Here is an 11006-nt window from a genome sequence, read left to right on the forward strand (position 1 = left end):
TCAAATCTGTTTCAGAATGTGCGCTAAATTGCAAAGTGCACTAAAGCTTTCGTACTACTTTCTTTTTTCGACTTTTTGGAATTAGGTGATTTTCGGTTTTAAAACAATAGCTCGACCTTGATCGATCCGAAAGATACGATTAAGGTCGAACAAGGGAATCGGTTTTAATTCAACCAAACCTTTTTGTTTTGCTCTGCATACTCATCAAAAGAGATCGGATCTTTTCCTGTGATCTCCCGAACAGTATTCAGGATAGGAGAAGAATGACCTTCTTTCAGCGCACCGGCGATGAATACCATAAAACTTGCATAATCTTCCGGAACACCCGCTTGTAAAAGACCTGTTTTGAATGTCTCGGGACTGATATCAACGTAACCCACTTGCAAGCCTGTATGTTTGGAAATTTTTTCGGCTACTTCTTCGTGAGTGAGGGCCTCTTTTCCGGTCAATGTGATCCCTTTTCCATTGAATTGCTCATTCAAAAGAGCAGAAACCGCGGAAGAGGATATATCATCCGTATGGATAAAGCTGGTCTTAGCGTTGCCGGCAGGGAAGAATATCTTCTTATCTTTTAATATTCCTGAAAGCCAATACGTTTGGAAGTTTTGCATAAACCAATTTGGTCTTAAGATTGTATATGGAACTCCCGAGTTTTCCAAACTGATCTCTAATTTTCTGAATGGTGCCTCAGGAGGAGCAAAATCGACCCCCATAGCGCTCATCAGAACTATCTTCTTTAAAGAAACCTCTTTAGCTTTTTCAAACCAAGGGCTTAATACTGAATATTGGTCTGTAAATCCTGGCGGAGAAACGAAGAAGGCTCTCTCCACTTTTTCCAAAATTTCTGTTCCCTTTGTAGGTTGAGTCGCATCTGCAAATACCCAAAATAGCCCTGGAAGTTTTTTGCCTTCCTCGGGTTTTCTTGTGCCTGCGTATACTTCATGTCCTAAATCCAATAGTTTGGAAATTACGGAACTGGAGATCTGTCCTGCCCCGCCATAAACGAAAATTTTCATTTGATTCATTCTCCTGTAACTTTGGATGATACAAGATATCCCAAAATTAGGCTATGTCTCAGGATCTAAAAAACATATCCAAGAGTATAAAGGAATCGACTTTTGGATATTTTGGCTTATTCTTAGAATATGGATATTCTTTCTGAAATATTGACCAATGCAGGTTGGAAGGCGGATCTACTTGCGAGGACTTCTCTTTATAAGCCGTGGGGATTTCGTTTTCCATGTGAAAAGAGTGGAGGCTTCCATATTATTTCCCAAGGTTCCTGTTATGCAAGGATTGGGGGAAAACTCATCCATTTAGAAAAAGGGGATATTCTTTTCGTCGCAAAAGGTTTGGATCACGATTTGGTATATTCTCCCAATGATAAGATTGTGGACATTTCCAAGTTCAGAGATATGTCCGAAAAACAAAAAAAACCGGAAAAACCTCGCTTAACCACATTCGTTTCCGTTCGATACGAGGTTCCGGAAACTACTCAGCATCCATTCTTCTTGGAACTTCCTGATTTTATTTTAGTAAAGTCATCCGATGTTCTGGCACATCATCCCTTAAACACTACTCAAGTATTAATTTCTCAGGAATTGGATTCAGGCATCGGCTCCGATCTGATACTGCAAAGATTAACAGACATTCTTCTATACTACGTAATCCGACATTGGTTGGAGACTCATCCTTCTTCTTCTCCCGGATGGAGAAACGCTTTTAAAGACGAAAAGATCTTAAGAGCATTAGAAGCATTGCACAGAAAAGTTTCTTATCCTTGGACTTTGGAAAAATTATCCAGAGCGGTAGGAGTTTCTCGGGCCTCTATCGCAAATCGATTCAGAGAAGTTTTAGGATGTACTCCCATGGATTATTTGGCAAAATTGAGAATGGATAAAGGGAAAACTTTGATGGCAGAGGAGAATTTCACTTTAGAGGAGATTGCAAGGACTGTGGGCTATTCTTCTGCGTTTGCTTTTTCCAAAGCATACAAAAGGATCCATGGTCTTTCTCCTAGAAATTCGGAACAAGAGAGGTTGGGCGCCTAGCTAGTTCCGGATGGAATCGTTCTAATCGCAGGTCTTTCTATAATCGGTTCTAATCTAGAAACAATCTTCTTGACGGAAAGCGGTTTTGAGAATCTTTTAAGGCTGCCGATATGGATCAGCTCTATTTTAATTTTTACTTTTTCGGTTCTCTATTAGCCTGTCTTTTTTCCATCTACGTTACCTTCTTCTTTTTAAGCATCAAGGATAGAAGTAAGGCTGCATTTCACCTCGGTCTTTCCACCTTGGCGATGACCATTTTTCATTTTGCATATATAATCGCGTTCATCTCATTCGGTCAATGGACGATTGTCCATCGCTGGCTGGCGATCCCTTCTCCTATGATGGGATTCGTGCAATGTTTTATATTTTTCTTTTATTTTCCGAATCCAAGGAATGTTAAGTTCGGTTTAACTGTTTATTCCATTTTATACGCCGGGCTTGCGATCGTTACGGCTACTTTCATTGCGGTGACATTGCAGTCGGACCATCGCTTCAATATCGGAAGTAATTATTGGGATTTCGAATCTCATAAGTTCTATAAAATATTCTCTATTATAATTTTGATATATAACTTTTCCTTTTTAGCTTCCGCCACATGGAGAGCGATCGTAGAAAAAGGAAAAGAGAGAAGATGGATCATTTATATAGCGATCGCATATTCTACGATCACTATCATCCCCGGTATTTTAAATGTGATGAGTAGGGATGGTTCCATTTCTAGGAAGGTGTTCCAACATACTACGGATATAGCGCTTGTAGCCGGTCTGTTCTTAGTATTGATCATTTATGCAAACGCCACCAAGGAAAGGACCACTATTTTGAGTAAGATCGTGGCTGTGACCATGGCCACTTTTCTTTTGGCATTTCAATTGGTAGGGTATGCAATATTAAATGGTTATGATGCTTCTTTTGATGTATTGAAAGGACAGGCTTCTGAACTTGCTGCATTCCAAGGAAAGAAGCCGGAAGGATTTGCGTACCTTCTATCCTTTGATCCAGAATCTAAAGAATTCGTTCTGGAAAAAGGGGAGAAGGATTCCAGGTTCGATTCGGAAGATCGTTTGGAGATTAAATTTTACAATGTGACTCGAAAGCTCACGAATTTGGGAACATTGAATGCAAAGGAAAGATGGGAAAGATCCAAAGCAATCCTTTCGGATTCTCCTAAGGAGTTTTACGCCTATGCCGAAGGGATAAAGAACTTTTACGAATCAAAGGGAGAAGCGAAAGTTTCGGATGCGGAGCTTATCGATTTCTTTCATTTTCTAAATCGAAAACTAAATATTATAAAAAACAAATTTTCTAATCTTCCCTCGAAAACCGATCCAGCAGCGGTGGCTAAACTTTTGAATTCGGAAGAGATCGGCTTAAAGTCGGTGTTGGAACAAGTTCGTAAAAAAGTGGAGAAGGATATTTCATCCGGGAAATCGGATTTAGAGGTTCGATCTTCCTTTATTCTTCCGTTAACTTCTTTAAGGGAAGTGGGAGAAAGGATGTATAGAGGGGCTAAATTCAATAAGGCGAACGAAAAGACCCCCGAGTTCTATTTGGCCTACTTAGTGATCCATCCTCAGAACGGAAAAATTTACGAAGTAGGGTTCACTTATAAGTCTTTCAGAGAATATCTGCATTCTCCTTCCTTAATATTAGTGATCTGTCTTTTGGTCATGGTCGTTACGATCAGTTTTGGTTTCAGATTCTTCTTTCATAATGCGATCGTAAAACCGATGGAAGAGGTGGTAGTCGGTTTGACGGAGGTAAACTCCGGAAATTTGGAATATAGATTGGTTCCAAGAGTAGAAGATGAGATCGGATTTATCGCTCGTTCTTTTAATAGAATGGCAAGATCTATCCAAGCTGCCAGAAAAAGGTTAGAACAATATGCCAATGAACTGGAAGAAAAAGTAAAAGATCGGACCAAAGAATTGGAACAGACTTTGAACGAAGTCCAGGAATTAAAACAACAACAGGACGCGGACTATTTTTTAACTTCTCTTTTGATCAAACCCTTAGGTTCGAATAAGGCAAATCAAGAAAATGTAAAAGTGGAATTCCTTCTGAAACAAAAGAAAAAATTCACTTTTAGGAAACACGAGGATGAGATCGGTGGAGACCTGAATATTTCCAACCATATAGATCTGCAGGGAAGATCCTACACCGTCTTTTTGAACGGAGATGCAATGGGAAAATCCATGCAAGGTGCAGGAGGTGCATTGGTTTTAGGGTCCGTTTTTGAATCCATTATAGAAAGAACAAGAGTTGTGGACATCATCAAAAAACAGTCTCCTGAAAGATGGTTAAAGAACGCGTTTATAGAATTACATAAGGTATTTGAAAGTTTTGACGGTTCCATGCTGGTTTCTTCTGTGATGGGACTTGTGGACGACGAACTGGGAATATTATATTATATTAATGCAGAGCATCCTTGGACAGTGTTATACCGGGATGGGATTGCAAGTTTTATAGAAAATGAGTTCATGTTCCGCAAATTGGGAACTACTGGGGTAGAAGGGACTATTTTTATCAAAACCTTCCAGTTGGAACCAGGAGATTGTATCTTTGTCGGATCCGACGGTAGGGATGATATTATCGTCGGTATGGATTCGGACGGAGACAGGATTATTAACGATGACGAAAAGTTATTCTTAAACTCTGTTGAAAAGGGAAGAGGGGATCTTCAGGAAATATATGAGGTTATCCTAAATAACGGTAAATTGAGCGACGACCTTTCTCTCATCCGATTGTCTTTTACGGGAAATGGAAAACAACAAATCCCTCAGGATGAAAAAAGGCAGAGGATTAAAGAACTACTTAGAAATGCAAAGGAAACCTTTTTAAATAAAGATACTCAAGAGGCTCTCAGTTATCTAGAAGAAGCAGAATCTTTGGATAGTAGAGTTCCTGAGGTAAAAAAGAATTTTATAAAACTTTTCCTGAAATTGAAAGATTATCAAAAAGCCGCCAGATATGCTGAGGATTATTTTAAGATGAATCCGATAGATAGCGAAATCCTGTATGTTGCTTCTTTTGCGGCTAGGAAGGCGGGGCAGATCAGAAAGGCGCTAGATTTTAGTGAACGTCTTCGATTGAGGGAACCTTCTCATATTAAAAATCTAACCAATCTGGCTGAAATTTATATAGCGGTTAAAAATTTCGATCGAGCTGATTCTATTTTAAAAGATGCAATCCGTTTAGACCCATCCAACGAATCCGTTTTGAAAGTCGGGGAGCTTTTGAAAAAATATGTAGACCGTCTTTCGAGTGGAAATGGACAGCCAAAGGAATCGTAATTCGATGCGGTTCCTTTGGCTAAATGTTTTATTATTTCTTAATATGATATCCTGTCTTAAACATCCAGGCCACAACCCCTAAGCAAGAAACAAGGAAGAATGAGATCATTGCTAGACTGATCTCAAGACTTACATCTCCGATCTCATAAAAGCTCCATCTAAATCCGCTGACTAGATATAAGATCGGATTAAACAGAGTTACAGTTTGCCAGAAAGGAGGGAGCATATTTGCCGAATAAAAACTTCCCCCCAAGAAAACCAAAGGAGTGATGACAAGCATCGGAATCACTTGCAGTTTTTCGAAATTATCCGCCCAAATCCCTATAATAAATCCGAATAGACTGAAAGAAATGCAGGTCAGTATCAAGAAGAACACCATTAAGAATGGATGAGCGATCTTAATTTCGACGAATAAAGATGCAGTCGCAAGCATGATGGAACCTAAGATCAATGACTTGGTTGCAGCAGCTCCGACAAAACCGATCACAGCTTCCATGCTCGAAACTGGAGCGGATAAAATTTCGTAAATTGTGCCCGTAAATTTGGGGAAATAGATCCCGAAAGACGCGTTGGAAATACTTTCAGTCAGTAGGGAAAGCATAACGAGTCCTGGGACGATAAAGGAACCGTAAGAGACTCCGTTTACTTCTTGGATCCTGGATCCGATTGCAGAACCGAAAACTATAAAATATAAAGAAGTAGAAAGAACTGGTGACGCAATACTTTGCATCAACGTTCTTCTTGTCCTTGCCATTTCGAAAAAATAGATGGCCTTGATTGCGTTCAGATTCATTTGGCATCCTTCACTAATTGTACAAAAATTTCTTCCAAACTGCTTTGGGTCGTATTCAAATCCCTGAATTCAATTCCAGATTTTTTCAATTGTTCTAAGAAGTTTGCAATTCCAGTTTGTTTTTCCTTACCGTCGTAAGTGTACAATAATTGTTTTCCTTCGTTCTTTAATTCCAGTTCGTAACCGTTAAAATTGTTCGGCAGACTTTGGAGAGGAGAAACAAGATCCAACAAGATCTGTTTTTTTCCAAGCTTATGCATGAGTTCGGTTTTTTTCTCTACAAGGACAAGTTCTCCCTTGTTCATGATGCCGACTCTGTCAGCGATCTCTTCCGCTTCTTCTATATAATGTGTTGTGAGAATAATGGTAACTCCTTTGTCTCTCAGGGCTCTCACCACATTCCACATATCTTTTCTAAGTTCAACATCCACACCTGCGGTGGGTTCATCTAAAAACAAAACCATTGGTTCATGTGACAATGCTTTTGCGATCATTACTCTCCTTTTCATTCCTCCGGAAAGGGTCATGATCGTTTGGTCTTTCTTCTCCAAAAGAGAAAGAGACTTTAGAATTTCTTCAATATACTCTTTGTTAGGTGATTTGCCGAATAAGCCTCTGGTGAAATTCGTAGTAGTCAGAACGGATTCAAATGCATGAACCGTGAGTTCCTGGGGAACAAGGCCGATCATGGATCTGGTCTGCCTGTAGTTCTTGATAATATCGTAACCGCCTACGGAGACAGAACCGGAAGTCGGATTGACTATCCCGCAGATGATTGAGATCAGAGTGGTTTTTCCGGCGCCATTCGGGCCTAAAAGAGCGATGATCTCTCCTTTTTCAATATCCAAGTTTATGTTCTTTAAAGCTTGGAATCCGTTGGAATAAGATTTGGAGAGGTTTTGGATGGAAACAATGGGAGAGTTGGAGTTCATACGATTCCTTCAAACCGTTCAATAAATTATTAGATTATCCAAAATACAAAACGCTGGTCGATTGGCACACACCAATTTTAGAAGGCTGTATGGTTTTGTAGGTCCATGGAAATAGGTCGGTTTCCGGAAGTCTGAAACCGAATGTTGGAATTCCTACAAATGGAGAAACAGGATCAGTTGCGATCGTGTTTTGCCCTAAGATAAATATAATATGCCGCTCCAACTGCCACACCAGGAAGTACACCTAGTAAAAGAGCGATCCATCCATTTTTGATACCTTTTGTTTTTGCATCATAAATGATCCAAGCGGCGAGAACAAGCCATGTGAAAATGATATCCAAAGCGTAAGCACTGGAGAAAGGATTCACGAATCCTCCTAAAAACGCGCCGATAATATCGAAGTTTTGTGATAAAGGTGGAAGTACTAAATACAGAAAGCCTGCTGTAAAGACTGAACCTAGTATGATCAGAAAAATTCTAAATGTGGAAAGATTCATTTTTGTTCTCTTGGTTGAAAGTTTATTAACAAAGGATCAGGATTTTTGTAGGGAGCGCTACAAAAAATTTTATCCAAAACGGGGTAAAAAATTCGAGAGAAGGTTCCCGAATTTTTAAAATTCTTTCGAATTTTATCTAAAATTGGTAAAAAAGTTTTCTCCAGTTGACTGGTATTAGTCCGTTTGGGTTATATTCTTCAAATCTAAAAAAACACGTTATGTGAAATTAGAGATAAGGAGAATAATGTTTATGCGTAATCTGGCTCGTTCGGTCGGACTTGCGATGGCTATCTATAGCTTCGTCGTGAGTTGTCAGTTTTTGAATAAAATCGCCGGATGGGATGAAAAATCCAATCTGGCCTTTCTGTCTTTGGAAAAGGCGGGGGTATTTGTAGGTAGTGGAAAATCAGGACCTAGCGGAACCACCATACAATCCACAGACGGTCTCTTCAGTGTTTTTATTCCTGAGGGCGCTATGGATGGCGAAGAATCTTTCGAGATCGTTAAATACGATCCTCCATCAAATGCTCTTCCTGAGGGGTACTTTCCTACCACTCCTTTATACGAAATAACTCCTTCTTATCGATTTAAGAAAGACGTTATAATTACGATTACATTAGATTCAGATAAATTAAGTTCTTTGAATTTAAATAAGAAGAAGTCACAGGGATTTGTGATCAGCCAAACTTCTGAAGATAATAATTCAGGGAGAATTACCGGAGGTTGGAACGCGGGAAGAACATCGATCAGCGGTGATAAAATTACGATCACCACTCGTACATTCTCCGTTTTCGGAGGAGGAACTCCTCCTACCGGGAATAATGCTCCGAACATAATGGGAGCGTTCTATTACTTTAAACCGAGTTGTTCTTATTTACCTTATATGGTCCGCACTAGGGTTATCGAACCTGATGGAGATCCTATGCAGGTATATCTTCTTACCGGAACAGTAGGCAATAGCCTTGTTGCTATTCCGATGACTCCAGAGTCGGGGAACTGGTACAGTGCGAATATTCCGTACGAAGCAATGTTTGAAGGCGGGATCCAGATGCAAGTCTTGGCAGTCGATTCTTACGGTAATAATTCTACCCATCCTACTTCTGATCCTTTCAGATATCCAGCAGATGCTGCGAATTCTACTTATACGTTCGGATTTAAAACGGACCAAGATAACGACGGATATTTAGATGCTTGGGAAGTGGATAACGGTTTTAATCCGCACAGTGCCACGTCTCCCACTGCAGCTTTATTTCCTGATTCGGATGGGGACGGGATTCCGAATATCGCAGATAAGACTCCTAACGCGGAAGCGAATCCTCCTATCGACAGTTTAACTTTGATCCCTTCCGTTCTGAAAATGGATGTGGGTGAGAATGTTACATTTGCTGTATCTGCATCTTTTGCAGGACAACCTCGTTTTGTTCGTCCGGCTTTAGTAGTTACTGGAAATGCAGTTAGTGGAGTTCCGGTTGGAACATTGACTAATTCAACATTGCATGCGAATGCTCCCGGTCTTGCAGGAGTTACTGCAACTATAGGAAATATAACTTCTACTACAAAAGTAACTGTAGTGGATTCGGTTGCCCCTAGTTCAATCACTGACTTAACGGCAACTGCGATGACATTTACACAAGTGAGACTTCGTTGGACCGCACCTGGTAATGATAGTGGTTCAGGTCGTGCTGCAGCTTATGAGATTAGAAGATCTTCTTCTGCGATCACGAATAATCTTCAGTGTGATTCCGCTCCTGCAATCGCACATTCGTTGATACCTAAAAACTCCGGATTGCCGGAGGTGTTAGACATTAATGGACATTCTCCAAATAGCACTTACTATTATTGTATTCGTGCATTCGATTGGAATGGGAACAGAAGTTCTTGGACGGGGACCGTTCAAGCAACAACGCCTGCGACTCCTGACCTAACCCGTCCGGGAAATATCACCAACCTAAATGCAGTTACAGTAAATGAAACTTCAGTAGATCTAACTTGGACTGCTGTTGGAGATGATAATAATACGGGTATTGCAGCGGCCTATGACATTCGTAAATCTACGAATGTGATCAATACGGATAACGATTGTGACGGAGCTGTTTCAATCCCGAATGCGTTATTCGGAATTACTTCCGGATCTGCAATTACATTTAGGGTGAACGATCTTTCGGAAGATACCAGATACTATTTCTGCGTAAGAGCATACGACGAAGTGAGTAATCGTAGTAGTTGGAATGGAACTGTTTCTACAAGGACACGTATGAGCAATAAAGCTCCTGTTGTAGATGCAGGACCGGATCAATTGGATAGAATGATCTCTCAAGTAGTGAACTTGAATGGAACGAACTCTTCTGATCCAGACAAAGGAATTTGTGGAGCCAATACTTCCAACTATTCCTACCAATGGAGGTTTGTCAGTAGGCCAGTAGGATCTGCATTATTGGATTCTAATATATCCAACGGAAACCAGTTATCTGCTTCCTTCGTCCCGGATATTCCCGGAAATTATTTACTGGAACTCTCCTTCAAGGATGATCCAGGAACTTGTTTCGGTGGAGCAAGAACAGGAATAGACTCCGTTCAAATTTCTGCTAAGGACTTGGATAGTGTAAATCCGGATCCTGTTTCTAGCAGATCCGCTGCGGCTGTTTCTTTGGATCAGATCCAATTGAATTGGTACAATGTGGGTGATGACGGAATGGTCGGACCTGTGTCCAGTTATAAGATCGGGGTCTCTCTTTCTGCAATCACAAACAGTATAGAATGTGACGCTGCGATAGATACACGTTATCCGAACTTGGACAATTACGTTCCGGGCCAGGCAGTTTCTTTTATCATTGGAGGACTGTTACAGAATACGGTTTATAATTTCTGTATCATTGCTTACGATGATGTCGGAAATAAGAGCTCCTGGAGTGGAACTCTAAGTGCAAAAACTTTGGAAGGGACTTCCGGCTGGGGAACATTCACCAGTTGGGGAACTTGTAGTACCAAATGTGGTCCTGGAACACAATCTAGATCTAGAGTATGTTTGGATCCAACCCAAGGATGTGCAGGTTCTGCAATAGAGACTCAAGGTTGTAATCTCCACGCTTGTGCGTATGCGAGTTTTACATCGAATGATAACGGGACGGCTCCGACGGTAAGCTGCCCTTCTGGATATTCCAGGATTTCTTCTAGCACATTCCAAGGATCTTATAGAAGAGTTGTCTACGATTATTGGGGGGAAGGTTGGGCCTGTGGAATTTTTGTAAGGGAAGATAGAACACTGAATCCAAGCAGCTACTATAGTAGTTCTTTGAGTCCAAGTTCGGCAACTTACTATTACTCCACGAATAATCCGCCTCCGGTAGAGAATTATTGTATTTCTCATTCTTTAATTAGTAATCGCCAGACGTGGATCTATTGTCAGGAAAACCAGTATTAGATTGAGAATTATCTTCCTGATC

General features: G+C 40.5%; 7 protein-coding genes. 3 read left to right on the plus strand and 4 right to left on the minus strand.

The features are described 5' to 3' along the window. Window positions 1-164 precede the first annotated feature (164 nt). Window positions 165-1016 carry an NmrA family NAD(P)-binding protein gene (locus tag LPTSP_RS00085; RefSeq protein ID WP_108926829.1) on the minus strand — a complete coding sequence of 284 codons (852 nt, stop codon included), beginning with the start codon at window positions 1014-1016 and terminating at the stop codon, window positions 165-167. A gap of 129 nt (window positions 1017-1145) precedes the next feature. Here LPTSP_RS00085 and LPTSP_RS00090 point away from each other — a divergent pair, with 129 nt between their 5' ends. Together LPTSP_RS00090 and LPTSP_RS00095 are read left to right on the plus strand one after the other, a co-directional pair. Then, a complete protein-coding gene (locus LPTSP_RS00090; RefSeq protein WP_108926830.1) occupies window positions 1146-2051 on the plus strand; it encodes an AraC family transcriptional regulator in 906 nt (301 codons plus the stop codon). A gap of 110 nt (window positions 2052-2161) precedes the next feature. Further along, a complete protein-coding gene (locus LPTSP_RS00095) occupies window positions 2162-5341 on the plus strand; it encodes a SpoIIE family protein phosphatase (RefSeq protein WP_108926831.1) in 3180 nt (1059 codons plus the stop codon). Window positions 5342-5372: 31 nt separating this feature from the next. Here LPTSP_RS00095 and LPTSP_RS00100 read toward each other — a convergent pair whose 3' ends face one another. The 3 genes from LPTSP_RS00100 to LPTSP_RS00110 all read right to left on the minus strand — a co-directional run bounded on the left by LPTSP_RS00100 (window position 5373) and on the right by LPTSP_RS00110 (window position 7563). Then, entirely contained in the window at window positions 5373-6134 is a 762-nt protein-coding gene (locus tag LPTSP_RS00100; RefSeq protein ID WP_108926832.1) for an ABC transporter permease, read from the minus strand. Next, window positions 6131-7066 (minus strand): ABC transporter ATP-binding protein, encoded by a 936-nt coding sequence (locus LPTSP_RS00105; protein ID WP_108926833.1) that lies wholly within the window; start codon window positions 7064-7066, stop codon window positions 6131-6133. Before LPTSP_RS00105 ends, LPTSP_RS00100 begins: the two co-directional genes overlap by 4 nt. 173 nt (window positions 7067-7239) lie before the next feature. After that, window positions 7240-7563 carry a DUF2834 domain-containing protein gene (locus tag LPTSP_RS00110; protein ID WP_108926834.1) on the minus strand — a complete coding sequence of 108 codons (324 nt, stop codon included), beginning with the start codon at window positions 7561-7563 and terminating at the stop codon, window positions 7240-7242. Window positions 7564-7813: 250 nt separating this feature from the next. Between LPTSP_RS00110 and LPTSP_RS00115 the strand changes: the two genes are divergently transcribed. Further along, a complete protein-coding gene (locus LPTSP_RS00115) occupies window positions 7814-10984 on the plus strand; it encodes a fibronectin type III domain-containing protein (protein WP_108926835.1) in 3171 nt (1056 codons plus the stop codon). The last annotated feature ends 22 nt before the right edge of the window (window positions 10985-11006 follow it).

This window comes from Leptospira johnsonii (assembly GCF_003112675.1).
GTDB classification, from domain to species: domain Bacteria; phylum Spirochaetota; class Leptospiria; order Leptospirales; family Leptospiraceae; genus Leptospira_B; species Leptospira_B johnsonii.